General features: G+C 71.0%; 20 protein-coding genes. 13 read left to right on the forward strand and 7 right to left on the reverse strand.

All coding sequences use genetic code 11. From position 1 onward, the window contains the following. The first annotated feature begins 2 nt into the window (after positions 1 to 2). The 5 genes from ACTWNK_RS40520 (at position 3) to ACTWNK_RS40540 (ending at position 9,454) form a co-directional block, all read left to right on the forward strand. A complete protein-coding gene (locus ACTWNK_RS40520) occupies positions 3 to 2,492 on the forward strand; it encodes an MMPL family transporter (RefSeq protein ID WP_474310249.1) in 2,490 nt (829 codons plus the stop codon). Between the two features lie 104 nt (positions 2,493 to 2,596). After that, positions 2,597 to 4,399, forward strand: coding sequence for a protein kinase domain-containing protein (locus tag ACTWNK_RS40525; protein ID WP_474310251.1), 1,803 nt, complete (start codon positions 2,597 to 2,599; stop codon positions 4,397 to 4,399). Positions 4,400 to 4,404: 5 nt separating this feature from the next. Next, the gene (locus tag ACTWNK_RS40530; protein ID WP_474310253.1) at positions 4,405 to 5,988 is read left to right on the forward strand and encodes a serine/threonine-protein kinase; all 1,584 of its coding nucleotides are present in this window, start codon (positions 4,405 to 4,407) and stop codon (positions 5,986 to 5,988) included. Then, on the forward strand, positions 5,985 to 7,826 hold the full coding sequence (locus ACTWNK_RS40535; protein WP_474310254.1) for a serine/threonine-protein kinase: 1,842 nt from the start codon (positions 5,985 to 5,987) through the stop codon (positions 7,824 to 7,826). Before ACTWNK_RS40530 ends, ACTWNK_RS40535 begins: the two co-directional genes overlap by 4 nt. 92 nt (positions 7,827 to 7,918) lie before the next feature. Beyond that, positions 7,919 to 9,454 (forward strand): long-chain-fatty-acid--CoA ligase, encoded by a 1,536-nt coding sequence (locus ACTWNK_RS40540; RefSeq protein WP_474310255.1) that lies wholly within the window; start codon positions 7,919 to 7,921, stop codon positions 9,452 to 9,454. 6 nt (positions 9,455 to 9,460) lie between these two features. Here ACTWNK_RS40540 and ACTWNK_RS40545 read toward each other — a convergent pair whose 3' ends face one another. Next, complete coding sequence (locus ACTWNK_RS40545) at positions 9,461 to 10,252, reverse strand: helix-turn-helix transcriptional regulator (RefSeq protein ID WP_474310256.1); 792 nt, start codon at positions 10,250 to 10,252, stop codon at positions 9,461 to 9,463. A 61-nt stretch (positions 10,253 to 10,313) separates the two neighbouring features. Further along, positions 10,314 to 11,519: a cytochrome P450 family protein gene (locus ACTWNK_RS40550; RefSeq protein ID WP_474310257.1), complete on the reverse strand. Its 1,206-nt coding sequence runs from the start codon at positions 11,517 to 11,519 to the stop codon at positions 10,314 to 10,316. A 245-nt stretch (positions 11,520 to 11,764) separates the two neighbouring features. Here ACTWNK_RS40550 and ACTWNK_RS40555 point away from each other — a divergent pair, with 245 nt between their 5' ends. Both ACTWNK_RS40555 and ACTWNK_RS40560 read left to right on the forward strand, forming a co-directional pair. Beyond that, positions 11,765 to 12,901 (forward strand): DUF418 domain-containing protein, encoded by a 1,137-nt coding sequence (locus ACTWNK_RS40555; RefSeq protein ID WP_474310258.1) that lies wholly within the window; start codon positions 11,765 to 11,767, stop codon positions 12,899 to 12,901. Positions 12,902 to 13,023: 122 nt separating this feature from the next. Next, positions 13,024 to 14,961, forward strand: a complete 1,938-nt coding sequence (locus ACTWNK_RS40560) for an FAD-dependent oxidoreductase (RefSeq protein ID WP_474310259.1) — start codon at positions 13,024 to 13,026, stop codon at positions 14,959 to 14,961. An 82-nt stretch (positions 14,962 to 15,043) separates the two neighbouring features. Here the strand turns inward: ACTWNK_RS40560 and wsfD are convergent, their stop codons facing one another. Together wsfD and ACTWNK_RS40570 are read right to left on the reverse strand one after the other, a co-directional pair. Beyond that, positions 15,044 to 16,561 (reverse strand): glycan biosynthesis hexose transferase WsfD, encoded by a 1,518-nt coding sequence (wsfD, locus tag ACTWNK_RS40565; RefSeq protein WP_474310260.1) that lies wholly within the window; start codon positions 16,559 to 16,561, stop codon positions 15,044 to 15,046. Then, positions 16,558 to 17,367, reverse strand: coding sequence for a septum formation family protein (locus ACTWNK_RS40570; RefSeq protein ID WP_474310261.1), 810 nt, complete (start codon positions 17,365 to 17,367; stop codon positions 16,558 to 16,560). The genes wsfD and ACTWNK_RS40570 overlap by 4 nt, the downstream gene beginning before the upstream one ends. Positions 17,368 to 17,544: 177 nt before the next feature. On the opposite strand from ACTWNK_RS40570, the gene ACTWNK_RS40575 reads away from it, so the two are divergent. Together ACTWNK_RS40575 and ACTWNK_RS40580 are read left to right on the forward strand one after the other, a co-directional pair. Beyond that, on the forward strand, positions 17,545 to 18,111 hold the full coding sequence (locus ACTWNK_RS40575) for a hypothetical protein (RefSeq protein ID WP_474310262.1): 567 nt from the start codon (positions 17,545 to 17,547) through the stop codon (positions 18,109 to 18,111). Beyond that, the gene (locus ACTWNK_RS40580; RefSeq protein WP_474310264.1) at positions 18,108 to 19,487 is read left to right on the forward strand and encodes a glycosyltransferase; all 1,380 of its coding nucleotides are present in this window, start codon (positions 18,108 to 18,110) and stop codon (positions 19,485 to 19,487) included. The genes ACTWNK_RS40575 and ACTWNK_RS40580 overlap by 4 nt, the downstream gene beginning before the upstream one ends. Positions 19,488 to 19,776: 289 nt before the next feature. On the opposite strand, the gene wecB is transcribed toward ACTWNK_RS40580, so the two are convergent. Both wecB and ACTWNK_RS40590 read right to left on the reverse strand, forming a co-directional pair. Beyond that, positions 19,777 to 20,925 (reverse strand): non-hydrolyzing UDP-N-acetylglucosamine 2-epimerase, encoded by a 1,149-nt coding sequence (wecB, locus tag ACTWNK_RS40585; protein ID WP_474310266.1) that lies wholly within the window; start codon positions 20,923 to 20,925, stop codon positions 19,777 to 19,779. 46 nt (positions 20,926 to 20,971) lie between these two features. Beyond that, positions 20,972 to 21,607: a LuxR C-terminal-related transcriptional regulator gene (locus ACTWNK_RS40590; RefSeq protein WP_474310267.1), complete on the reverse strand. Its 636-nt coding sequence runs from the start codon at positions 21,605 to 21,607 to the stop codon at positions 20,972 to 20,974. A gap of 290 nt (positions 21,608 to 21,897) precedes the next feature. Here ACTWNK_RS40590 and ACTWNK_RS40595 point away from each other — a divergent pair, with 290 nt between their 5' ends. The 4 genes from ACTWNK_RS40595 to ACTWNK_RS40610 all read left to right on the forward strand — a co-directional run bounded on the left by ACTWNK_RS40595 (position 21,898) and on the right by ACTWNK_RS40610 (position 25,499). After that, positions 21,898 to 22,638: a choice-of-anchor P family protein gene (locus ACTWNK_RS40595; RefSeq protein ID WP_474310269.1), complete on the forward strand. Its 741-nt coding sequence runs from the start codon at positions 21,898 to 21,900 to the stop codon at positions 22,636 to 22,638. Positions 22,639 to 22,737: 99 nt separating this feature from the next. After that, the gene (gene argG, locus ACTWNK_RS40600; protein WP_474310271.1) at positions 22,738 to 24,180 is read left to right on the forward strand and encodes an argininosuccinate synthase; all 1,443 of its coding nucleotides are present in this window, start codon (positions 22,738 to 22,740) and stop codon (positions 24,178 to 24,180) included. A gap of 103 nt (positions 24,181 to 24,283) precedes the next feature. After that, on the forward strand, positions 24,284 to 24,904 hold the full coding sequence (locus ACTWNK_RS40605; protein ID WP_474310273.1) for an RNA polymerase sigma factor: 621 nt from the start codon (positions 24,284 to 24,286) through the stop codon (positions 24,902 to 24,904). A 40-nt stretch (positions 24,905 to 24,944) separates the two neighbouring features. Continuing rightward, entirely contained in the window at positions 24,945 to 25,499 is a 555-nt protein-coding gene (locus ACTWNK_RS40610) for a hypothetical protein (protein WP_474310276.1), read from the forward strand. A gap of 7 nt (positions 25,500 to 25,506) precedes the next feature. On the opposite strand, the gene ACTWNK_RS40615 is transcribed toward ACTWNK_RS40610, so the two are convergent. After that, positions 25,507 to 26,682 carry an ABC transporter permease gene (locus ACTWNK_RS40615; RefSeq protein ID WP_474310278.1) on the reverse strand — a complete coding sequence of 392 codons (1,176 nt, stop codon included), beginning with the start codon at positions 26,680 to 26,682 and terminating at the stop codon, positions 25,507 to 25,509. Positions 26,683 to 26,686: the final 4 nt, after the last annotated feature.

A 26,686-nucleotide genomic window follows, 5' to 3' on the forward strand; every position in this document is an offset into this window, starting at 1 on the left:
CGATGGCCGAACTGCTCTACCGGCTGGGCCGGTTCGCCGCCCGCAGAGGCTGGTTGGTGATCATCGCCTGGGTCGTGGCACTCGCAGTGGCCGGTGGGGCCTTCCTGGCCTTCGGCGGGACCATGAGCTCGACGATGACCATCCCGGGCACACCCACGGCGCAGGTGACCGACCGGCTCAAGACCGAACTGCCGGTCGCCAGCGGCGGCACCGGATCGGTCGTCGTACGGTCCGACGACGGCGGCGAGCTCACCGGCGCCCAGCGCGAGGCCGTCAGCGCCGCACTGCGCAAGGCCGGGGACCTCGAAGGCGTCGACCAGGTCGTCGATCCGTTCGTCTCGGCGGCCACGCGCGCCGAGCAGTCCAAGAAGATCACCGACGGCCTGGCCCAGGTGAAGCAGGGCCGCGACCAGCTCGCCGCAGGCCAGAAGCAGCTCGACCAGGCACGTGCGCAGACCGAGGCCGCCACCGAGCAGGCCGGGTCCACACCGCAGCTCAAGGCGGCGGCCACCCGCCTCGCCGCACAGCAGGCCGAGCTCGACAAGCAGCGCGCCACACTGGAGGGCTCCGAGCGGCAACTGCTCGTCGGACGCGACCTGGTCACCATGTCGGACGGCATCCGCACGGTGTCCGCCGACGGATCGACCGCGACCGCGACCGTCGTCTTCGACCTGCCGCAGCAGGAGATCACCCCGGAGACCAAGAAGGCCGTCACCGAGACCATCGACGCCGCACTCCCCGACGGCGTCGGCGCCGACTACTCCGCCGAGATCATGCAGGGCGAGATGCAGTTGGGCGGTGTCGGCGAGGCGGTCGGGCTGCTCGTGGCGGCGATCGTGCTCGTCGTCATGACCGGGACGCTGGTGGCCGCCGGGCTGCCGATCCTCAACGCGCTGCTCGGCGTCGGGGTGGCCGTCGCGGGGGCCATGGCGCTGTCCGGGACCATCGAGATGACGTCGGTGACGCCGATTCTGGGGGCGATGCTCGGTCTGGCGGTCGGCATCGACTACTCGCTGTTCATCCTGCACCGCCATCGCCGTCAGCTGAAGGTGGGCATGGCCGTACAGGAGTCCATCGGGCTGGCGAACGGGACCAGCGGCAACGCCGTGGTGTTCGCCGGAAGTACCGTGCTGATCGCGTTGCTCGCGCTGAACGTCACGGGCATTCCGTTCCTCGCGCTGATGGGCACGGTCGGCGCGGTGGCCATCGCGGTCGCGGTGCTCGTCGCCGTGACCATGACTCCGGCGCTGCTCGGCCTGCTCGGGCACCGGCTGCTGCCCCGGCGCGACCGGGCCGCCGCGCAGGCCGCCGCTCCGGCCGCGCCGAAGCCGGTCAGGCCGATGACCGGCGGGCGGGCCGTTCTGCGCATTCTGATCGGGGTCGGCGCACTGGCGATCATCGCGGTGCCCGCCGCCTCGATGCGGCTCGGGCTGCCGACGGGCGCGTCCGAGGCCGCCGACTCCACGCAGTACCGGGCCTACAGCACGATCACCGAGAAGTTCGGCGCGGGCGCGAACGGGCCGCTGATCGTCGTGGCCGACCTCGCGAGCGGTGCGAAGGGGGACGACCTCACCCCCGCGCAGGCCGAGCTCGGCAAGCAGCTCATGACCGTCGACGGCGTGACCGCGGTCGCGCCCGTCGGGGCCAACGACGCGGGCACGGTCCTGGTGTTCCAGGTGTTGCCGACCGGCGGGCCGACCTCGGAGTCGACCGAGGACCTCGTGCACGACCTGCGCGGCCGTACGCTCGGCCTCGCCTCGGGCGAGGTGAGCCTGTCCGTCGCGGGCAGCGCCAGTGCGAACATCGACATCTCGGCCAAGCTCTCCGACGCCCTGCCGGTCTATCTCGCGGTGGTCATCGGGCTTTCGCTGCTCATTCTGGTGGTCGTCTTCCGCTCGATCCTGGTGCCGCTCATCGCGACCGGCGGCTTCGTCCTGTCGTTGTTCGCGGCGCTGGGCGGGGTCACGGCGGTCTACCAGTGGGGATGGCTCGGCCCGCTCTTCGGTGTGACCGATCCGGCGCCCATTCTGAACTTCCTGCCCACGTTGCTGGTGGGCATTCTGTTCGGGCTGGCCATGGACTACCAGCTGTTCCTCACGTCGGGGATGCGTGAGGCCTATGCGCACGGGTCTTCGGCGCGGGAGGCGGTCACCGAGGGGGTGCGCGCGGGCCGGGCTGTGGTCACGGCTGCCGCGGTCATCATGATCTCGGTGTTCGGCGGCTTCATGTTCTCACACATGACCATGATCCGCCCGGTCGGCTTCGCCCTCGCCTTCGGCGTGCTCGTCGACGCCTTCGTCGTGCGCCTGCTGATCATCCCGGCCGTCATGCACCTGGCCGGGGACAAGGCGTGGTGGCTGCCCCGCTGGCTGGACCGCCTCCTCCCCGACGTCGACGTCGAGGGCGCCAACCTCGAACGCCACCACCCTGTCGCCCTGACCGAGCCCGTGACCCATTCCTCCACTCGGGGTAACCAGGCGAATTCCCGCTGAATTCTTCTGGCCCTGTTAATCGCACGGAAGAATGCCCGCCTATTTCGTGCGACATACCTCCATAATTGACTGCATTGTTCAGCGGAACGGGGAGGCCCGCGCACATGCGTCAACTGGACGACTACCTCGTGGAACATGTGCTCGCCGACAGCAGGACGGCCACCGTCTGGGCGGCGAGGGACGGCGAGGGCAACCGTGTGGCCGTCAAGCTCTTCCACAGCGAGCTGGAGGAACCGGGGCCATTCCTCGATCGCGTCGAACGGCTGAAACGGGTGGAGGCCTTTCACAGCGCCCAGATCCTCGACGCCGGATTCGCCGACGGCAAGCCGTACATCGTGTCGGAGTTCGTGGACGGGGTCAGTCTTCGGGAGGCGATCGAGGGGGGCGGGCCTTTACAGGGGGCGGCGCTGCATCGGCTGGCGATTGCCACGATGACGGCGCTGGCCGCCATTCGCCAGGCGGGTGAGCGGCACGGGGCCTTCCGGCCAGACAATGTGCTGCTCGGGCCGGACGGGCCTCGGGTGATCAATGCGGGGGTCGCCTCCGCGGTGGGGTCGGCGCTGGCCACCCAGCGGGTCGCCGCGCCCGAGTACCTGGCTCCGGAGCAGTTCGCTGGTGAGCCGGGTGACGACCTGTTCGCCTGGGGGTCGGCCATGGTGTTCGCCGCCACCGGCCGTGCGCCGTTCGCCGCGGCCTCGCTGCCCGCCACGATGAGCCGCATCCTGCACGACGAACCCGACCTCGGCGGTGTGCCGGAGCCGCCGCGTCAGGTGGTCGCCGCCTGCCTGGCCAAGGAGGCGGCGCTGCGGCCGAGTGCGAGTGAGGCGCTCATGCGGCTGGTCGGTCACTCGATGCTCACCGATCTGCCGCCCGCCGTGGCCGCGCCCGTACGCCGCCCGCGTTCCGGGCTGCCGCTGCTGGCAGCCGCCGGGCTCGCGCTGGCCGTCCTGGGCGCGGGAGGCGGGGTGGCGCTGGCCCGTGCCGTTCCCGGGCCGGACGCGCCCGTGCTCGCGGGTCCGGCCACCCCGACGCCGGTGACGAGGGTGATCCCCGTGCTCCCCGATCCCGCTCCGCCGCCGGAGGCGACGTCGCGGATCAAGGTTCCGGGGGTACGGATGACGCTGGCCGAGCATCCGGCCGATCCGGTGCGCCTGTACGCCTACCGGTGGGGCAAGGACACCTACCTGCGTGAGGGCGACACGTTCGTCAAGCATCCGGTCGCGGACGCCGAGCCGTCGTTGTCGCCGGACGGCAGGAGCCTGGCCGTCCTGACCGGCACAACGCTCACCGTGTCGGGCCGGACGATCCGGCTGGCCGGGCTGGGCGGCGAGCCGAGGTACCCGACCTGGTCGCCGGACAGCCGCAGGCTCGTGGTCAACCTCATGAACGACACCGAACCGGAGAAGACGCTCGCCTATGCCCTGGTCGACGCCGTGTCGGGCGCGGTCACCACGACCGGCATACCGCCCTCCCCCCGCAACCTGGCCTGGCTGCCCGACGGCTCCGGCCTGGTGGGCGCGCTGGACGCGGGCGGCATCGTCGCCAGGGACCTGACCGGCAAAGAGCGGTGGCGGCGCGACTGGGTCGGCGTGCCGTACGGGCGGCGGATGTTCACGCCTTCGGGCAGGGCCTTCCTCACCTTCTGCCCGAGCGGCGGGACCCTGTGCCTGTGGAGCACGGCCGACGGCGGCAGGGAGGCCAGCATCGCGATCTTCAAGCCGAAGGGCGGCGTGCTGTTCGGCTGGTACGACGAGCATCGGCTGATCATCACCGAACCCTTCGACAAGGAGATCGGCACGCACAAGGTCGTCACCCTCGACCTCGCGGGCCGGGTGGGACGCACGCTGGCCGAGGTCGCCGCGGAGTACGACACCGATCGGCTCAACCTCTACTACGGGAAACGGTGAGCGGTATGTCGCCCACTCTCGCCGACCAGGTGGCCGAGCGCGGCCCTCTGGCCCAGGACGCCGTGCACCGGCTGGCCGTCGCCCTGCTCACCGAACTCGCCCCCCTGCACCGCGCCGGACGCGTACACGGCGAGGTGAGCCCGGCGACGATCGCCATGACCGCCGACGGCCCCCGCTTCACTCGCGCGCCAGACCCGGAGGCCACGATCGGCTACCGGACCCCGGCGACGCCCGCCGACGACATGTTCGCCTGGGCCGCGGCGCTGGCCTTCGCCGTGTCCGGCCGCGCCCCCTTCGGGCTGAGCACCGCACGCGAACGGTACGGCGCCGCCGACCTCGGGCCGATGGCCGGGGTGCTGCGTGAGGTGGTCGCCGACTGCCTGGCCGAGGACCCGGGCGAACGACCGGCGGCCGAGGAGGCGCTGTTACGCCTGCTCGGGCACTCGGGCGCGCTGGAGACGGCGATCCCGGACCTGCCCGAGCCGCAGCCACGGCGTGGCCGTGCCCTGGTGTTCGGCGCGGCGGCGCTGGCGATCGTCCTGGTCACCGGCACAGTGGGCTACGCACTCGCCCGTGTGCCCGCCCCATCGTCCACCCCTGTCGCCGCCTCGCTCCCGGCCGCCGCCAAGCCGATCGCCATGCTCCGGCGCACCGGCGAGGTCGTCCTGCCCGACGGCGCCGGAGTGCTGTACGAGCAGGCCTCGGACCCGGTGCTGCTCACCTCCTACGCCGTCAGAGGCGGCAGGAAGGACGCGACGTACCTGCGTCAGCCCGGCGCACCCGCCTTCCGGCTCGCGGGCGAGGCCAACCACAGCGCCGCCCTGTCCCCGGACGGCCGCTGGGAGGTGTCGGTCGACCAGCTGCACTTCTTCGCCAGGCCACGCCTCGACCTCGCCTTCACCGACCGGGCCACCGGTGAGAAGGTCGTCATCCCCACCGTCACCGCGCCGGAGTGGGTGGTCGACCCGCAGTGGGCGCTCGACAGCCGCAGACTGCTGCTCACCCTGCTGGCCCGCAAGGGCGAGCCCGACACCCTCTACGTCAAGGGCTTCCTCATCGTCGACGTGGCACGCCGCACGACGACGGTCGTGCACACGATGAAGCCCGACGAGCTGGACAAGCTGCTGGCCAAACCCGCCGCCGAACGGCTCGGGTGGGGCTTTCGCTGGGGGCCGGGCGGCCGGAGCGTCACCAGCGGCTACACGACCGTGGAGAGCGGCGAGGGCATCCGTTTCGTCAGCCTGGACGGCAGGTCGGTCCGGACCATGCACTGGGTGGGCCGGGTCGCGGGCGAGCACATCTACTCGCCTTCGGAACGCCGCTTCTTCACGACCGGCTGCGGCAAGGGCTACGCCGTCTGCGTGTGGGAGACGCACACGGGCAACCGCGCGGCCAGCCTCGTCTTCGACGAGCCGGGCGCGATCTACTCCTGGTACGACGAGAACCACCTGATCCGGGGCCTGCGTGCGACCAAGGACCGGTACGAGATCGTGGTCGTCGACCTCACCGGCAGGACCGTGCGCAAGCTGGCCGACCTCGCCCTGCCCGAGGACGGGTTCGCCGAGCTGCTGTTCAGCAGGGCGCCGTGAGGCCGGAGCGCGTCAACGGCTACCTCGTCACCGGCGAGCTCGGCGTCGGCGGTCAGGGCGTCGTGTACCGGGGCGAGGCGCCGGACGGCAGACCGGTCGCGATCAAGGTGATGAGGAGCGTCGCGGGCCATCCGCAGCTGGCCGAGCTCTTCCTCAGGGAGGCCAGGGTGCTGCCCGGCGTGGCGTCGTTCTGCGCCGCCCAGGTGCTCGGCGCCGGGCGCGACGAGCACGGCGTGCCGTACATCGTGAGTGAGTTCATCGACGGGCCGACCCTGCAGCAGGCGGTGCGGCAGCGTGGGCCGCTGGCCGGGCGTGAGCTGCGGCGGGTGGCGGTGGCGACGATCACCGCACTGGCCGCGATCCATCGTGCGGGAGTCGTGCACCGCGATCTCAAGCCCGCCAACGTCCTGCTCAGCCGGGAGGGGCCGCGGGTCATCGACTTCGGCATCGCCGCGGTCGCCCGTACCGAGCCGACGCTCACCGGGGTTCTGGGCACTCCGGCGTACATGGCGCCCGAGCAGTTCGAGGGGCGGCAGCCCGACTTTCCCGCCGACCTGTTCTCGTGGGCGGCCACGATCGTCTTCGCCTCCTCCGGCAGGCCGCCTTTCGGGCAGGACTCGGTCCCGGCGATCGTGTATCGGCTGCTGAACGAGGAGCCTGAGCTCGGCGACGGCCTCGACGGCGAGCTGCGGGAGCTGGTCGCCGCCTGTCTGGCCAAGGATCCCGCCGAGCGGCCACGCGCCGGTCGGGTCCTGCTGCGTCTGCTCGGTCATCCGCAGGACGCGCCGATCCGCAACGCCGACCTGGCCAGAGGTACGGCCGTGGCGGCGGGGCGCGGGGCCCGGTGGTGGCGCAGGCGTCCCGTGCAGGTGACCGCCGGTGTCGCCGCCGCGGCCGTCCTGCTCGCGCTCTTCGTCCCGCGTGGACCGGCGCCCGGTGACGCGGCTCCCGCCCCTTCGGTGAGCCTCGCGGTGAGCGGGCCTCCTCCGGCGGACGTGCGCCAGATCAAGGTCCCGGAGCTGTCGGCCACGCTGCACGAGAGCCCGCACGACCCGGTCAAGCTGACCTCGTTCGTGGTCCAGCAGGACCTGCTGCTCTCGCCCGGTTTCGTACGGGCGGCCGGGAGCGACCGGTTCGAGCGGCTGCCCGACTACCGCGAGCCTGTCGTGTCGCCGGACGGCCGGTGGGTCGCCTCGGTCTACAACTCCGCCGGGTACACGCAGGTCGAAGGGTTCAACGATGTCCAGCTCACCGCCAGGGGGTCGACGGCGGCGACCATGATCCCGACCGTGGAGCTCCCTCTCGCCGTCAGGCGGCCGTCCTGGTCGAACGACGGGCGGAAGATCCTGCTGACCGTCCACGACAGGAAGCGCACGCGTGGTTTCGCCGTCGTCGATGTCGCATCGCGGACCACGACATATGTGGAGATCCCCGGTGCCACCACGGCCACTCCCCTGTTCTACTGGGCTTCGCCGTCGCAGGTGTACCTGCTCGGCGACGCCTCCCCCGTGCGCGTCTACGACGAGGCGGGAAAACTCGTGCGGGCGATTCCCGACCTGAAGACGGCCTACTTCCGCGCCTCGGGCGTCGTCGGCGAGTGCGCTGGCCCCGCGCGTGCGGTGTGCGTGGTCGGCGGCGGACGTGTCGTCTCCAGGTTCGCCCTGCCGGAGAAGGTCGCCCTGTGGGGCTGGTTCAACGCCGACCACCTCATGCTGTACGACGCCCGTACCAGCCCCGCCAGGGTAGAGATCGTCGACACCGCGGGCCGCCCCCGGCGGCTGCTGGCCACCCTGGGCGTGCCGTCCACGACGTTCTGGGTTCTGCACTGGGGTTCGTAGCCATCCGAAGTCGGCACGTTCGTACAAGCCGACCAGGCCGGGTGCGGCGCATCCTGGTGGCTCGCGCATGGGTGGTGAAGGGGAGGGTCGCGGTGCTGAATCTGGCGGTCGTGCTCGAGGACAGTGCTCATCATGTGCCGGACCGGGCCGCCCTGGTCTTCGGGGACATGCGGCTGTCGTACGCGCTGGTCGACTCCATCGCCAATCAGGTGGCGCATCTGCTGGTCGAGCGGGGCATCGGGCGGGGGGACAAGGTGGCGTTGCTCTGTCCGAACGTGCCGTACTTCCCGTTCGTGTACTTCGGCATTCTCAAGGCGGGTGCGACGGTCGTACCGCTGAACGTGTTGCTGCAGACGCGCGAGATCGCCTATCACCTGCACGACAGCGACGCCAAGGCGCTGTTCTGTTTCGAAGGCTCGCAGGAGCTGCCCATGGGTGCGCGGGGGCGGGCGGCATTCGACGAGTCCGATGGATGCGAGCACCTCATCGTGCTTCCCGCCACGGCGCTGGCGATCGAGTCGGAGCACGGCGAGTCGTTCTGGGCGGCGATCGACGGCCTGCCCGGCGAGTTCGAGACGGCACGGACCGAGCCTGACGACGTGGCGGCCATCCTCTACACCTCGGGCACGACCGGACAGCCGAAGGGCGCCGAGCTGACCCACGCGAACATGGTGACCAACACGATCGTCGCCGACCAGATGTTCCCCGCCGATCCGGAGGGCGACGTCTCGCTGGCCGTACTGCCGCTGTTCCACTCCTTCGGCCAGACCGCGGTCATGAACGTCAGCCTGCGCCGCCGCGCCACCATCGTGCTGCAGCCGCGCTTCGAGGCGGGCGAGGCGCTCGAGCTCATGCGCAAGGAGAGCGTGACGATGTTCGCGGGGGTGCCGACGATGTTCTGGGCGCTGCTGGCGAAGATCCACGGCGACGGGGCCGAGACGCCTTCGACGCTCCGGGTGGCGGTGGCGGGCGGCGCCTCGTGCCCGGTCGAGGTGCTCAAGGACTTCGAGGCGACGTTCGACGTCCCGATCCTGGAGGGGTACGGCCTGTCGGAGACCTCGCCGGTGGCCAGCTTCAACCAGCTCGGCCGTCCCACCAAGCCGGGCACGATCGGCTTCCCGGTGTGGGGCGTGCGGATGCGCCTGGTCGACGACGACTGGAACACCATCGAGGGCGAGGGCCCTGGCGAGATCGCCATTCGCGGCCACAACGTCATGAAGGGGTACTACGGCCGCCCGGAGGCCACCGACGAGGTCCTGCGCGACGGCTGGTTCCGTACGGGGGACGTCGCCACGAGGGACGCCGACGGCTACTACGCGATCATCGACCGGACGAAGGACATGATCATCAGGGGTGGTTTCAACGTCTATCCGCGTGAGGTGGAGGAGGTGCTGATGACGCATCCGGCGGTGTCGCTGGTGGCGGTCGTCGGCGTGCCGCACGCCTCGCACGGCGAGGAGATCAAGGCGTATGTCATCCCGGTGCCCGGCTCGACGGTGAGTGAGGACGAGCTGGTCACCTGGAGCAAGGAGAACATGGCGGCCTACAAGTACCCGCGTACGGTCGAGCTGCGGTCGAGCCTGCCGATGACGGCGACCGGCAAGATCCTCAAGCGCGAGCTGCGGTAGCCCGGCTCAGGGCACCCAGTCGATCGCGGCGGCCAGCTCCGAAGGCCGGTTGCCGAAGGTGGCACGGAAGACCCTGGTGAAGTGCGGCCCGTCGGTGAACCCGGCGCCGTGCGCCGCACTCGTCAGCGTCTGGCCCGAGGCCACCAGCCCGATCGCCGTCCGCAGCCGCAACCACCGTACGTACGGCCGCAGCGGGATGCCCACGTGCGCGCCGAACAGATGCGCCAGCCTGCTCGGCGACAGGTGTACGGCGGCGGCCACCACGGGCAGCCGCACCGGGCCACGCGGCAGCAGCCCCGGAATCACGGCGACCGCACTCCGCACCGCATCGGGGAGCGGTGCGGCCTCGGCTCCCTGCCGCCCTCCCGTCCACGCCTCGACCCGGCGCAGTGCGAGCGCCGCCTCGCCCGAGCGCGCATGCCCGACCGGCGGCTCGGCGAACATGAGCGGCCGAACCGGGCCGACCGCGTCCTGCGGCACGTGCGCCAGCCCCCAGCTCGACGCCGCTACCCCCGCACCGGAACGCGCGAGCAGGGCCAGCCCCGGCGAGCTGCGCGGATCCAGATGGACGAGCAGCGCCTCCCGCGCCCCGGCCAGCACCGTGTGCCGGACGTCCGGCGGCACCACCGCCACCCGCGTGGTCAGCCGCTCCCCACCCCCGTCCGCCATGGTGAACGGCTCTCCCGAGACGATCATCTGGACGGCGTGATGGGCGTGCAGCCCGTTGCTGCCCACCGTGCCGCCGTACAGCAGGAGCCCGGGACGGAGCAGACACCAGCCGCGCCAGGAATGCGACATCGTTCCCGCTCTCGCCGCGTATGGAATACCCCGCAAGCGTATCCCGGGAACGCGGAAAAGATCAGTCGGCCGCCTCCTCCAGCGCGAGCCGCAACGCCCGCACCCCCCTGATGCGATCACTGCGCAACCAGACGGACGCCTTCTCCCCCGGCGGTCGCGAGATCGACGAGAACCTCGCCAGCAGCGCCGTGAAGGCGATCTCCGCCTCCATCCGGGCCAGCGGCGCGCCCAGGCAGTGGTGTATCCCGTGCCCGAACGCCAGATGCCCGGCCGGGACACGCCTGACGTCCAGAACGTCGGGCGAGGCGAACCGCTCGGGGTCGCGGTTGACGGCGGTCAGCGACACCTGGACGATCTCGCCGGCCGGGATCTCGGTGCCGCCGTACACCACGGCCTCGGTCGTCACCCGCAGGCTGGCCTGACTGACCGGCCCGTCGTAGCGAAGGAACTCCTCGACCGCGCCGGGGATCAGCGCGGGGTCGGCGCGCAGGGCGGCGAGCTGCTCCGGGTGGTCGAGCAGGGCGCTCACGCCGTTGCCGATGAGGTTGACGGTCGTCTCGTACCCGGCCACCAGCAGCAGGAACGCCGTGGAGATCAGCTCACGCTCGGTGAGTGCGTCGCCCTGGTCGCGGGCGTGGACGAGGGTCGAGAGCATGTCCTGGCCCGGGTCGGTGCGCTTGGCCGCGACCAGCGCGGTCAGGAAGGCGACCATCGAGGCCGACGCCGCCGCCTTCTCCTGCGGCGGCGCATGGCCGATGAGCGTGTCGGTCCAGGCCTGGAAGTCGCCGCGTTCGCCGCTCGCGATGCCGAGGATCTCGCAGATCACCGTGATCGGCAGCGGCGCGGCGAACCCCTCGACGAGATCGGCGACGCCGCCGCCCGCCCGGCTCCGGGCGGCGAGCGCGTCGAGCAGGTCATCGGCGATCCGCGCGATCCTGGGCCGCAGCGCCTCGATCGCCTTCGGGGTGAACGCCTTGACCGCGAGCCTGCGCAGCCTGGTGTGGTCGGGCGGATCGGAGTTGATCATGTTCTGGGTGAGCCAGGCCCCACTGATCAGCGCACGGGCGCCGTGCTTGGCCAGCACCGCCTCGACGTTCGCATTGGCCTTGGACAACGCCGGATCCGCCAGAGCCGTACGCCCTTCGGCATAGCCCGTGATCAACCAGCCCGGAGTCCCACCCGGCGCATCGGCCAGCCACTGCACCGGAGCCGCCCCACGCCACTCGGCGTAACGCGTGTGCGGATCGTCGTAGAACTCCTCGTCCATCCGGAACACCCTCCGTCGGCAGAACCCCGATGCTGGCACGCCGTACGGGGGTGCTCCAGTGACCTTGGTGCCAGGATGCGGTTACGTCGCGGGGGAGGTCAGCCGAAGTTGCGCCGGACGACGGCGGAGACGAGGTCGCCCCTGTCGGCGGGCCGTCGATGCCGGGGCTGTGCGCCGAGCCGGTGGGATAGCGGCCTTCGCCATATATCTGTCAGATATCTCTGCCAGATAGTACGCTGCCCTTCATGTCGAGAGTTCGTGAGATCGATGCCATCCGCGCCTTCGCGCTGCTGGGCATTCTGCTGGCCAATATCGGGTATCTGGCCGATCCGTCCCATGCGGCGGTCGGGGCGCTGCCGCCGGTGGACGAGCCGGTCGGGTTCGCCGTCAGTACGCTGGTGCTGACCAAGTTCTATGTGATCTTCTCCTTCCTGTTCGGGTACTCCTTCACGCTCCAGATGCGCTCGTGGAGGCCGGAGGAGGTGCGCGGGCGGATGGTCAGGCGGTGTCTGGCGCTGTTCGTGCTGGGGGTGGCGCACGGGTTCTTCCTGTGGTTCGGCGAGATCCTCACGCTGTATGCCGTGCTCGGGCTGGTGCTGCTGCTGATGCGCAACGTCAGGACGCGTACCGCCGTCGTCGTCGGCTGCTCCGTACTCGGCGTGCTCGCCCTGCTGTGGGCGGGGCTCGGGCTGCTGTCCTCGCTGGACCCGGCCGCCGGTGCGATGGCCGTCGCCGACCCGGCCGCGGGGGCCCGGGCCACCCGGCTCGTCACCGACGGGCCGCTCGGCTTCCTCACCTTCCAGGCCGAGAGCTATGTGCCGTACGCACTGTTCGTCTGGGCCTTCCAAGGGCCGACCGCACTGGCCTGCTTCCTGTTCGGACTGGCGGCGGGCCGGGTCCGGCTGCTGGAGCAGCGTGAGCGCTGGGCACATCTGGCGCCGAGGCTGCTGTGGGTCTGTTACCTCGTAGGACTGCCCGGCGCGGTGTTCTTCGCCTGGTCATCGGGCCGCCCCGACGAGGTCGCCCTGTACGGCCTGGCCGTCAACACCGTGACCTCGCCCTTCCTCTCGGTCGCCTTCGTCCTCACCCTGCTCGCGGCGTTGCGCCGTTTCCCGGTGCTCGTCGACGTGCTCGGGCCCGCCGGACGGGCTTCGGCGTCCAACTACATCGGGCAGTCCGTGCTGATCGCCCTGGTCTTCACCGGGTACGGCCTCGCCCTGGCCGGGCAGCTGTCGCCGGTCGCGGTGATGGGCGTGGCCGTGCTCGTCTACGTGGTGCTGCTCGGGCTGAGCTCCTGGTGGATGCGCGCACACCGCTACGGACCGATCGAGTACGGCCTGCGCGTCGTGACACAGGGCACCAGGACGCCGGTCAGCCGGTAGGAGAACCCTCCGAAGATCTACAAACCCCGCCAAATGCCAATAAAACACCGCCCTACCTGCACTTACTACTGAATGCTAATATCTGCCACCTAGCGTGTCCGGTCAGGCAGAGAGGCGCCGCAGTGGACCTACCCACCCCCCAGCAGGTCTCCGGCGAGCGAGTGCTGATCATCGGGGCGGGGGTGGCGGGGCTGGCGGCCGGGCGGGCGCTCAGGCAACGAGGACACACGGTCACGATCCTGGAGGCGCGCGAGCGGATCGGCGGGCGGATCTGGACCGACGACCAAGGCGTCGACCTGGGCGCGCACTGGATACACGGGACCGAGGGCAATCCGATCACCGCCCTGGTCGAGGAGCTGGAGATCCCCTACAGCTATGTGGGCGGCAACAGCTCCTACACCGGCGGTTTCGACAGCCTGCACCTGTTCGGCGCCGACCGGCGGCTCACCAGCCAGAGCGCCAAGGGCCGCACCCTCGAACTGGCCGACGAGGTGCTGCACGAGGTGGAGCAGCGGGCGGGACTGGCCAGACGGCTCGGCCATCCCGACCTGCCGCTCGGCGAGGCGATCGCCCAGGTGCTCGCCGCCCGCGACCTCGGTCCGGACGACGAGCAGGCGGTCCGCTACCACCTCAACATCATCGTGCGCGAGGACGTCGCCGAGGACGCGTCCCGGCTGTCGTTCAAGCACTGGGAAGAGGGCTACCTCATCTACGGCCAGGGCGACTGCGTCCTGCAGCACGGCTACGGCTCGCTGGTGTCCGCGCTCGCCGACGGCCTGACGATCGAACTCGGCCAGGTCGTCACCGCCGTCGACCTCGGCGGCGACACCGGCCCGGTGCGGGTCACGACCGACCAGGGCACGTTCGAGGCCGACAAGGTGCTGGTGACGCTGCCGCTCGGCGTCCTGAAGGCGGGCACGGTGCGCTTCGAGCCGCCGCTGCCCGAGGCCAAGCGCACGGCCGTGGCCAGGCTCGGCTTCGGCACCCTCAACAAGATCGCACTGCACTTCGGCGACCGCTTCTGGCCCGACGACCAGTACGTCTTCGGCTACCTGTGCCGCGACACCGACCGCTACCCCACCGTGCTCATCAACATGTGGAAGTCGCACGGCAAGCCGATCCTGGTCATGCTGCTGGGCGCCTCCCTGGGCAGGGAGGCGGAGAGCTGGAGCGACGAGCGCGTGGCCGCCTACGCCGCCACCGTCGTCGGCGACATGTTCGGCCCCGACGCCCCGGCCCCCGAGCACATCTCCCGTACGGCCTGGTCCTCCGACCCCTTCGCCAGGGGCTCCTACGCCTGCATCGGCGTCGACGCCTCGCCCAAGGACCTCGACACGCTGGCCGAGCCGGTCGCGGGACGGCTGTTCTTCGCCGGGGAGGCGACCAACAGCTACCACTGGGGCTGCGTGCACAGCGCCTACGAGTCGGGCCTGCGCGAGGCCGCGAGGATCAGCGGCGACACCTCCCTCTACAGCCCGCCCTCGACCGAGACCTCACGCCGCCAGCAGCGCGACATCGACCGGATGCGGCGCTTCGCCCGGATGCGGATCAGCCACATCGACGAGGACGAGCTCGGACGGCGCGCCGCCTGCCTGCGCTCGGCCGCCGACCCCTACGGTGTGCGGCTGTTCGAGCTGCTGGTCGACGCCGAGCTGGAGACGCTGGCCTCGATGTTCGACGAGCTGACCTTCGTCGCGGGCGAGAGCGTGTGCCGTGAGGACGACACCGCGCGCGGCCTGTTCCTGGTGGCCGACGGCCAGGTGGACGTCGACTTCGGCGGTATCTACGAGCGCGTCACGCTGGGTGCCGGCGCGGTGCTCGGCAGCCACGACCTGTTCTACAACGCCAGGACGATGACCGTGACGGCGGTGGACGACGTCACGATCTACCACCTGGACCAGCACCGCTACCGCACGTTCCTGTGCGCCTTCCCCGACGTGATGATGACGATGCTCGCCGACCTCGTCTCACGCTGGGAGCAGCTGGAGAGCGCGCTGGGCGCCCAGACTCTCGCGGGCGCCCAGCGCATCGGGGTACGCGCTCCCGCGACCGACTCCTAGCCGGGCCACGCCTGGTAGGCGCGCACCGCCCGCGCGATCTCGGGCGGTGCGCCACCCGCGCAGACCTGACGGCCACACCTTCCTATCCCAGCCGGACCGGCTCCTCGACGACCGGCATACCGGGCGCGTCCCGCCAGCGAGGTGTCGGCCTGGCGCCCCTGACGCATGCGGCGAGCGTCAGGGCCAGCAGCGGCAGGCACAGTGCGGTCAGGAAGCACACGACGCTCATGTGCCTGGTCACCTCGACCCGCCCTTCGCCCAGCAGGACCAGGGTGAACTGCGCCCAGACCATCACCGGCACGACGACGGCCAGCCGTGCGACGGCTCCCTCGGCCGCGCCGACGCCCCGGCGCAACGCCGCGATCCCGGCGGCGAACAGGGCGAGCCACACCACGACCAGCAGGGCGGGCGCCCCCTTGAACACACCCCACAGGAAGCTGTAGACGGCGACCCTGTTCTCCCGCTCCCCCGGCGCCCGCCCGGCGTCCGGCGGGTAGGAGCCCAGGTAGTCGGGACGCAGGAGCGCCACCCCCTCAAGCCCCCAGCCGAACGTGCGCAACGCGTGCCCGGGATGGGTCAGGTAGAACCACACCAGCCGCTGCGGCGTCACCCGCTCCTTGAACGCGGCGTAGCCTGGCCCGAAGGCGACCGATCCCTTGCTGGTGATCGCCGTGCCCGCCGCCTTGGCCAGAGCGGGGTCGAGCCCGAGGTCGGCCAGGTCGCTCGCCGCCGCCGGGTTGTCGTACAGCAGCGAGGAGAAGACCACGTCATAGGTGGCGACCTCGTGCTGACGTTCGGGCTGCAGGCTCAGGTTGTACCCGGAGGCGACCGCGAGCAGCACGGCCACCGCCAGGGCCGGAGCCCTGCGCACGACCGGCCGCGCCCAGCGGTGCAGCCGGGGCAGCCATCCGGCCGAGCCCCTGTGCGGCAACCACAGCAGGGCGAACACCACGGGAACGGCGAACGAGATCATCTGGATCTTCGCCCCGATCACGAATGCCGAGGCCGCCGCGACCAGCAGCAACCTGGGCACCGTGCTGCGCTCGCCCCGCCAGAGCAGCAGCAGGGCGACCGCCAGGGCGCCGAGCCCGAGCAGTGCGGCGGGTTCGGCGTAGGGCGAGACGAAGTACCCGGCGAAGGCGGCGTCGGCATAGGCGAGACCGACCGCGCTCGCCACGCCCGCGCGCACCGCCAGGCGTCCGGGCAGGACGAGGACGAGCAGGCCGCAGATCACCCCGGCCAGCAGCGCGCACACGACGCCGAGCGCCCGCGTGTCCACGACGCCCGGCAGGCCGAGCGGCCCGTTGACGAGCTTGGCCGCCGCGAGCAGGAGCAGTTCGCTGGAGCGGTAGCTCTCCCCCGAGCCGTCGGCGCCGCAGGTCTCGCCGTACCAGGTGTGCGGTGACCAGGTGGTGTAGATGTGGCGCCACAGGTGGGCGTTCCAGGGGCGGTCGTTGGCGGCGCCGAGCGTGCACAGCAGGCGTTTGCCGTCTCCCTGGTCGGCCAGGCCGACGACGCCTCCCGCGAACAGGCGGACGAGCAGGACGGCGCTCCAGGTGAGGCCGGTGGCGAGCGCGACCGCCCGCGGGGTGAGCCTCACAGGTCACGTCCGCGCAGGGTCGTCGTGGTGACGGCGCCGTCGGCGTGCCGCAGCCAGCACCCGGCCTCGCGCGTGTGCGCCGTGACCCGGTCGAACGTCACGCGCAGGCCGTTCAGCGATCCGCCGGTGTAGGCCTTGGCGTTGCTCTCGCACTGACGTCGCACGAGGGCGTTCGCATCGGCCGCGTCGAGGCCGGAAGGCAGGCGGACGGGTGGCTCGACCCATTCGCGGTCGTGCGGGCGTGCGCAGACGGTGTCCATGGCGGCGTAGCGGCATCGGCGTACGACGGCGGAGCCGGGGCGGCGCATGATCGAGCGCAGCGGCGCCGCGATGCTCGGCCCCTGGGCCGCCTTCAGCGTGGGCGCCAGCAGGTCGCACCGCACCCGCCGATCGCCCGCCGCCCACTGCGCACGCGTGGGGTACCTCCCCCAGATGGCCAGCCCCCACTGGCTGTCGAGTGCGCCCGCTCCCAGGTACGGCCTGACCGGGCGGTAGTCGCAGGCCTTGGCCACGGCCGGGGACAGCTGTTCGGGGCCCGGCCGCTCGCGCAGGGCGGCCAGCGGGCCGGTGAGGCGGGCCAGCAGGTAGGTCTCGCTCTGGTGCGGTTCGGTGCAGGGCACGGCCGGTGCGGTGTCGCTGCCGGTGTACAGCTCCTCCGGCTGCGCCATCCGATGGCAGGAGCCGACCGCCATGGCCGCCTCCTCCATCGCACCGGCGCGTGGCAGCGTGCCTCCGGCCTGCGCCTGTGTGGTGCAGGCGGCCGTCAAAGCGACCAGCGCGCAGCCGAGCATGCGACGTGACGACATCCGAACCCCCGGGTTGAGAAGACGTCGCCGAACGTTAGTGCGCGCTCGCGACCGCGTCCGGGGGACACGCGCGGGCCTCCCCCCACGGGGTGAACGCCGCTTCCGCCGCGCGCCGGACGCCGCGGGCCGCCGCTACGTTGCGTGGCAGCCATCACGGATCGCCGTCTCGGAGGACGCATGACCGCTCGTGCCCGCCCCGCTCTGACCCAACGCCGAGCCATCCACATCCTGCTGCTGGCCGTGCTGGCCGCCGCCACCGGTTTCGTGCTGGGGGCCGAGCAGCACGTGCGGGCCTGGGAGGCGCTGGTCGCCAGTGACATCGTCTCCATCGGCGCCCGTACCGAAACCGGGGTCAATCCCTTCCTCGCCATCGTCTCCTTCAATCTGGAGACCGGCTCGCCGATCGGGCTGAAGATCACACCTGAGTGCACCTCGGCCTTCCTCGTCCTGCCGCTGCTCATCGTCACCGGCCTGCTGGTATGGCTGCGCCGCCAGGTGAGCGTGTGGCCGTTCGTCGCCCTGGCCGTGGCGACCGTGCTGCTGCTGGCGACCAACCAGGCACGCATCCTGGCCGTCGTCATCCTGATCAAGGGCATGGGCTTCGAGCCCGGCTACTACTGGGGGCACACGATGGTCGGCTCGGTCATCAGCATCGTGGGCATCGGCGCCGCCCTGATCGCCTACGCGGTGCTGGCCATCGGCAAGGGCGGCGCGCGCCGCAGGGTCGCGGGGGTCCGGGCATGATCGGCCCCTTCGGTTACGCGCTCGGTCTGACGCAGGCGTTCGCGCTGTTCCTCAGCGTCATGTTCCTCACCTACGTGCTGACGATCCTGCGGCCCTACGTACGGCAGCGGCCGGACCCGGCGGGCGATCCCGGCGCGTTCGGATGGCATTTCTTCATCCCGTGCCGGGACGAGGCGGCGGTCATCGGCCAGACGCTGGTGTACCTGAGGACCACCTTCCCCGCCGCCCGTGTCTGGGTGGTCGACGACGCCTCCGACGACGACACCGCCGCGATCGTGGCGGCGATGGCCTCGTCGGACGACATGATCCACCTGCTGCGCCGCCACCGGCCGCAGGCACGCACCGGCAAGGGCGACGCGCTCAACACCGCGTACGCCGCGCTCGACGACTGGCTGGGCGAGGGGGCCGACCGTACCCGTGAGGTCGTGTGCGTGCTCGACGGCGACGGGCGGCCCGCGCCCAACATGCTCGCCGTGTGCGCGGGGCCCCGGCTGTTCGCCGACGCGTCGATCGGCGCGGTGCAGGTCGACGTGTGGATGGTCAACCGGGCCGAGCGGCAGCCGTACCCGGGGCGTGGCAGGGTGCGCAACCTGTTCGGGCGCACGCTGGTCAGGATGCAGGACCTGGAGTTCCGCGGCGCGATCTCGGCCATCCAGCTGAGCAGGCGCCGCAGCGGCACGGTCGCGATGGGCGGCAACGGGCAGCTGTCGAGGCTGAGCGCGCTGGACAAGCTGGCGGGCGGGGACCGGACGCCGTGGGGCGGGTCGCTGCTCGAGGACTTCGAGCTCGGCATCCAGCTGCTGCTGGCGGGCGAGCGTAACGAGTACACGCCCGACACGTGGGTGGAGCAGGAGGGCCTGGCCTCCTTCAGGCGGCTGATCACCCAGCGCACGCGGTGGGGGCAGGGCACGATGCAATGCGCGAAGTACCTGCCCGAGGTCTGGCGCTCCAAGCACTTCAGCGGGCTCGGCGCGCTGGAGGTGCTCTACTACCTGTCGCAGCCGTGGCTGCAGCTCATGGGCACGCTCATCTATCCGATCCCGCTGATCTACCTCGTGGTACGCGTCGTGGGCGATCCGTCGGGCATGGCGGGCTGGCTGGCGGGCGGCGGGTGGATCCTGTTCGCCACCTACGCCTCGTTCGGCATCGCGCCGTTCCTGGTGTGGGGGCCGTTGTACTGGTGGAAGTGCGAGCCGGAGACCGGCCTGGCGCGCAGCCTGGGGTACGGCCTCGCCTACTCGGTCTACATCTACAACTTCTATCTGACCTCGTGGCGTGCCGCCTTCCGCATCGTGCGCGGGCGCAGCGGGTGGGCCAAGACCCGGCGCAACAGCGAGATCCACCTGCCGGGACGCCCGGTGGCCAGGGAGTCCTGAGAAGCGCGAAAGTAATTCACCATTACTGAAGGGACCCGGGCCGAGTGCCCGGGTCCCTTCTTTGTCAGGAGCGTCGGAGTATTACGCCAACTTTCTGAGCCGCACCGTGCGGACTATGAGCATCCCGCCGATGATCAATGCCGCGGCCATCGCCACCAGCAGCATGACCGGCAATCCGGTGAGCGGGAGTTTGGAACTGCCTCCGTACATCAGCACCTCATCCAGTTGAACGTCATTTCCCGAGCGTCACACGCACGGGCCGATATCGGGGTGGCGCGACACCCTCACTTCACCCCGGCGGGTGAAAGTCACGCGGTCTGGCGTTGACGCCGAGCAGCCAGCCACAGGCCCGCGCGGTGCGCTCGGCCGCCCTGCCGTCGCCGAACACGCACGGCCGCGGCCGTCTGACCCTCGGGCCTCGGGCGTGGTCGAGGATGACGGAGGCGCTCTTGAAGATCAGCTCCTCGTCGGTACCGACCAGGTGGACGTGCGGGCTGTCGAGCGCCTCCGGCCGTTCGGTCGACTCGCGCATGACGAGCATCGGCAGGCCGAGGCTGGCCGCCTCCTCCTGGACGCCGCCCGAGTCGGTGATCACCAGCGTGGCCCGCATCAGCGCGTGCACGAACCGCGGGTAGGCCATCGGCGGTGCGCACTCGATGTTCTCCAGGCCCCGCGTGTGCTGCTCGAAGATCGCGCGCACGGCCGGGTTCATGTGCGTGGCCACCATGATGTCCACGCCGGGCCAGGCCTTGGCCAGCCGGGTCACGACGCGGGCGATGCGGTGCATGGGCTCGCCCCACGACTCGCGGCGGTGCGCGGTGACGACCACCAGGGGCCTGCCCCCGCTCCGTACGGCCCTGCCCTTGGCCGCTCTGCCCTTGGCGGCCATGCGCATCAGCGCGTCGACGACCGTGTTGCCGGTGAGTACCACCTTGCCCGGTGCGATCCGCTCGCCGAGAAGGTTGTCCCTGGCCTCCCGTGTGGGGGCCAGATGCAGGTCGGCGAGCGGTGCGATCAGGCGCCTGTTGGCCTCTTCGGGAAACGGATCGGCCCGGTAGCTGCGCAGGCCCGCCTCCAGGTGGGCCACCGGGATGTGCGCCAGGTGCCCGGCCATCGCGCCCGCCAGGGCCGAGGTGGTGTCGCCCTGGACGAGCACCAGGTCGGGCCCGAGGCGCTGCAACTGCTCCCCCATGCCGGTCAGCAGCGATCCGGCCAGTGCGGACAACGCCTGCGGGCGCTCCTGCCCGCCGCCGGGCACCCTGTGGTGCACGGCCGCCTCGAACAGCGCCAGCACCTCGTCGACGACCGTCCCGTGCTGGCCGGTGCCGAGCACCGTGACGTGCGCCCACGAGGTGGCGCGCAACGCCTCGACCACCACGCCGAGCTTGATCGCCTCGGGTCTGGTGCCCACCACCACAGCCACATGCTGTCGGGTCATCGTCACTTGCCCCCTTCTCCTGTTGTCGTCGCCCGGGTCCGGCCGCTCAGCGCGAACGGCGTGTCTGGGCCACACCCGCCTGGCTGCGGCCGAGCGCCACCGCGATGGCGTGCGCGCGGTCGCGGGCGCCGGTCTTACGCAAGATCGCTTTGACGTGGCTCTTGACGGTGTCGTTGGAGATGCACAGCCTGGCCGCGATCGAGCGGTTGTCCAGGCCGAGCAGGACCTCCTTGAGCACCTCGGACTCGCGGGGGCTGAGGCCGAAGCGCACTCCCGCGCTCTGGAAGCCGCTGTCGTTCCAGACCGCGGCCGAGACCCTCTCGTCGATCACCATCTGCCCCGCCAGCACGCCCTGCAGGTAGAACAGCAGGTCCTCGGGCGGCGAGATCTTGAGCAGGTACCCCGCGGCCCCGGCCCTGATGGCCGAAGCGGCGAGAATCTCGTTGTTGGTGGCGCTCAGCACCACGGGAACGGTCTCGGGGCTGAACAGCTTCACCCAGCCGCACAGCTCTAACCCGCTCTCGCCCGCGATGCTGGACTCGCACAGGAGCACGTCAGGACGCTGCTGGAGCACGGCGTTGCGCGCCTCGACCACCGATGTCGCCGAGGCGGCGACCTTGAAGTAGCCGTTCGTCTCGAAGATGGCTCGCAGGGCGATATGAGTAAGTTTGGATTCATCCACGATGACGACACGGCATTCCCTTGTTGTCACCTTTGCGCTGGAAAGCAAATGAATCTCCTTTCCGCCTATCCTGCCAAATCCGGCATTAGGCTCCGATCGCGTACGGCCCGCTCAACAATGTAGTCCTGTCAAATCCGCCGCTTCGAAATGACACTCACCCCCTGGAGTGATTAAGCAACTGTTAGTCACTCCAGGGGGTGAGTAACGCTTAAATATGCAGCGTTGTCAATCCCCTCCAGACATAACCTCGGCGATCGTCCGACATAACGTCTAAGCACGCTGGAGAATGGATGAGAATTCTGCCCAAGAGGGCGCTCACGCTGGCAGTGGTGAGCAGCGCCTGCCTGCTCATGATCACCGGGCGGGCCGCGGCCAGCACCGATGTGCGCGCCTTCGGCATTCAGGCCACGCTGGTGGGCGCGACGGTCGGTCCCACACCGGTCGCCACGCTCGCCGACCGCAACGCCACCGTGGCCAGCGTCTCGGGAGGCGGCGGCGCCAACACCGTGGGCGCGGGCGCCGTCACCGCGACCGTCACGCAGGACACCGCGGCCGGCACCGAGACCGCACGCGCCTCCGTGGCCGACCTCAACGCCGCCCTGCTCAGCATCGGCATCACCGCCGACAGTGTGGTGGCCACCTGCAGCGCCACCTCGGGCTCGGCGACCACCGGCTCGGCCACACTCGGCAACGCCCGCGCGGGCACCGTCACGCTGGCCGCCAACCCGGCGCCCAACACCACGGTCCGCATCCCGCCGTCACCGCTGCCGGCCGTGATCGAGATCATCCTGAACGAGCAGATCGTCTCGGCGGGCAAGCTCACCGTCAACGCCATCCACGTCAAGGCGCTCAGCGGCGTCGGCGACCTCATCGTCAGCTCCGCCCAGTGCGGCCCGGCCACGCTGGAGGAGCCGAACCCGATCCCGCTCGCCTCGGGAGCCGGGCTCTACCTCGGCCTCGGTCTCGCGGCCGTAGCCACCACCGGCCTGGTCACCGTCAGGGTGCGCAGGCGCGGCTCGGCGCTGAGCTGAACCGCCCATGGCCCGGCGGCACTCACCGCCGGGCCATCTCCTTGTCCAATTACTGAGAAGAGATGGCATGAACATGCGCTCTTGTGCAAATCTATACGCATGTCCAAGGTACTCACCTCCCTGCCTGTAGGTCAGCTCGTCGGAATCGCCTTCTCCGGAGGGCTCGACACCTCCGTGGCCGTCGCGTGGATGCGCGAGAAGGGGGCGGTGCCCTGCACCTACACCGCCGACATCGGGCAGTACGACGAGCCCGACATCGCCTCGGTGCCCGGACGGGCGTCGGCCTACGGCGCCGAGGTCGCCCGGCTGGTCGACTGCAAGGCGGCGCTCGTGGAGGAGGGCCTGGCCGCACTGGCCTGCGGCGCCTTCCACATCCGCTCGGGAGGCCGGGCCTACTTCAACACCACCCCGCTCGGCCGGGCCGTGACCGGCACCCTCCTGGTGCGCGCGATGCTCGACGACGGCGTGCAGATCTGGGGCGACGGCTCCACCTTCAAGGGCAACGACATCGAGCGGTTCTACCGCTACGGCCTGCTGGCCAACCCCTCCCTGCGCATCTACAAGCCGTGGCTCGACGCCGATTTCGTCAGCGAGCTCGGCGGGCGCAAGGAGATGTCGGAGTGGCTGCTCGCCCGCGACCTGCCCTACCGCGACAGCACCGAGAAGGCCTACTCCACCGACGCCAACATCTGGGGCGCCACCCACGAGGCCAAGGCCCTTGAGCACCTCGACGTCGGCATCGAGCTGGTCGAGCCGATCATGGGCGTGCGCTTCTGGGACCCGATCGTGGAGATCTCCCCCGAGGACGTCACGATCGGCTTCGAGCAGGGCAGGCCGGTCACCATCAACGGCAAGACCTTCTCCTCCGCCGTCGACCTGGTCCTCGAGGCCAACCACATCGGCGGCAGGCACGGCCTGGGCATGTCCGACCAGATCGAGAACCGCATCATCGAGGCCAAGAGCCGCGGCATCTACGAGGCGCCCGGCATGGCCCTGCTGCACGCCGCCTACGAGCGGCTGGTCAACGCCATCCACAACGAGGACACGGTCGCCAGCTACCACAACGAGGGCCGCCGCCTCGGCCGGTTGATGTACGAAGGCCGCTGGCTCGACCCGCAGGCGCTCATGCTGCGGGAGTCGCTGCAGCGCTGGGTCGGCACGGCCGTCACCGGCGAGGTGACGCTCAGGCTGCGGCGCGGCGAGGACTACTCCATCCTGGAGACGACCGGCCCGGCCTTCAGCTACCACCCGGACAAGCTGTCCATGGAGCGCACCGAGGACTCCGCGTTCGGCCCGGTCGACCGCATCGGCCAGCTGACCATGCGCAACCTCGACATCGCCGACTCCCGCGCCAAGCTGGAGCAGTACGTCGGCGTCGGCATGCTCGGCAGCCCGCAGCCGATGATCGGCGCGGCCCAGGCGGCGGCGACCGGCCTGATCGGCGCCATGCCCGAAGGCGGCGCCGAGGCCATCGCCTCCCGGGGCAAGCCGGACGACGACGAGCTGCTCGACCTGGCCGCCATGGAGTTCGGCACCGACTGACCTTCCTGACGCCGAGGCCTCCGTCCCCCCATCGGGCCGGAGGCCTTCGCATGCGCGGGCACGGACCCGGAACCCGGCCCCACGCCCCGGACAGGAGAAGGGTGTGGACACGACCCTGCGGACCCGGATACGGGACGGCGACGCCGACGCGTTCGCCCAGCTGTTCGACGCGTGCGCCCGAGCGGTCTGCAACCACGCCTTCCGCCTGACCGGCGACTGGGCGAACGCCGAAGACGTGATGTCGCTGACCTTCCTCGAAGCGTGGCGGCTGCGCGGACGCCTGGACCCGGAGGGCGGCTCGCTCAGACCCTGGCTGCTGGCCATCGCCACCCAGGTGGCACGCAACACGCGCAGGGCGGCCAGACGCTACGACAACGCCCTGGCCAGGATGCCGAAGGCCGAAGGCGTGCCGGACTTCGCCGACGAGGTGGCCGCCCGCCTCGACGACGCCGAACGGCTGGCCGCCCTGCGCACGGCCTACGGCTCGCTGCGCAGGCAGGAGCAGGACGTGTTCGCACTGTGCGTGCTGTCCGGCCTCGGCTACGCGGAGGCGGCCGAGGCCCTGGGCGTGCCCGTCGGCACCGTACGGTCCCGGTTGTCCAGGGCGCGAAGGAAGCTGGCGGCGGCGGAACCGGAGCGGACCGGCGGACAGGAAAGAGGTGACCGCGACCACGCGGCCCGGCCCGCGAAGGAGGACACCCGTGTACATCCCCGACGAACGTGATCTCCCGGCGGACCGGCATCGGCAACTCAGGGAGTTCGTGATGACCGAGATCCAACGCCCACCGAAGCGACGCCTGACCCGCACCGCCATCCTCGCGCCCGCACTGGGCCTGGCCGTGGCGGCGGCCGTGGCCCTGCCGATCCTGCTCGGCCCGGGCACACCCGCCTACGCCGTGGCCCGCAACCCCGACGGCACGATCGACATCACCTTCCACGACGCGAGGAACGCCGAAGGCCTGGAGCGCGACCTGCGCGCCATGGGCTACGCCATCGAGGTCGACTACGTCCCGTACGGCAAGCAGTGCAGCCCGAAGCCCCGCAGCGACGCCTGGGTGCCCAAGGAGCAGGCCCGCCTGTCCGTCTTCCCCGCCACGCCCGACATGACGGAGCCGTCCTTCAGGATCGACCCCTCGGTCATCGCACCCGGCCAGACGGGTGTGCTGATGTTCAGCATCGGCGCCTACAGGGGCGCGCCGAAGCAGGGCGACGGCCTGGAGCTGGTCGTGGGCGGCATCTGGGCCAGGGTCTCCGCCGGGCCTGTCGCCCCCTGCACGCTGGTCGACTCCGACGGCGCACCGCTGAGCGAGGACTACTGACCCACCCCTACCGGAGCGCGTCGACCGGCTCCATCCTGGCCGCGCGCAACGCCGGGTACAGTCCCGCGAGCAACCCCACCAGCGCCCCCGCGACCGGCGCGAGAACGGCCAGCCGTACGTCGAGCACGGGTGTCCACTGTTTGGCCGCGCAGACCCCGACGATCACCACGATGCCCGTGGAGGCGCCGATGACGCCGCCGGTCAGCCCGGTGAGCGTGGACTCCAGCAGGAACTGACCGGCGACGTGCCTGCGGGCGGCGCCCAGCGCACGGCGCAGGCCGATCTCGGCGACCCGCTCCATCACGGTCACCAGGGTGACGTTGGCGATCCCGACCGCCCCGACGACGAGCGAGACCAGCCCGAGTATCAGGAACAACGCGTTGACGTCGCCCTCGACGGCGTCACGCGCCCTGGTCGGACCGGCGGGCGAAAGCACCTGCAGCAGTCCCTCGTTGCCGGGGCTCAGCGCGGTCGGCGCCTGGCGTGCGACCAGGTCGGCCGCGCCGAGCCCGGTGCCGACCAGGACCCTGCTCACGGTGCTGAGCCCGTAGCGCCTGCCGACGCTCGGCGGCAGCAGGACGGCGCTGGCCAGGCTCTTCTCCCGCTGGAGGTCGCCGAGGACGCCGATCACGGTGTAGGCCTGTCCTTCGACGAACACGGCGGGCGCCCGCGCCACCCCGGTGACGCCCAGCATCTTGGCCGCGTGCCCGCCGAGCACGACGACCCGGTCGCCTCTGGTGATGTGACCGGCGTCGAAGTAGCGGCCCTCGACCATCCGGCCCCGTACGGCCGCGGGCAGGCCGGGACTGGTGGCGACCACGGTCAGGCTCTGGTCGGTGACCCTCGTGGGATCCACGACGTCGTTGGCGCGGACACTGAGGTTGGTGCTCTGCTCGGACTCCGCCAGCGCCGCCACCGCGACGACCCCGCGCAGCCTGCTCACGCGTTCCAGATCGCCCCAGCGCACCAGCGGTGAGGGGTGGTCGGGTACCTCGACGGTGACGGAGGTGGCGGTCAGCTCGTCGAAACGGCCGACGATCTGGTTCCCGGCCGTCGCGGCGACGCCCAGGGTGACCACGAGCGTCGTGATGCCGAGCACGGTGCCCAGCGTGGTCAGGGCCGAGCGGGCGGGTCTGGCCAGCAGCCCGGCCATCGCCTCGGTCAGCAGGTCGCGCGGATGCACCGCT

The sequence above is a fragment of the Nonomuraea sp. IBHARD001 genome, from assembly GCF_056106265.1.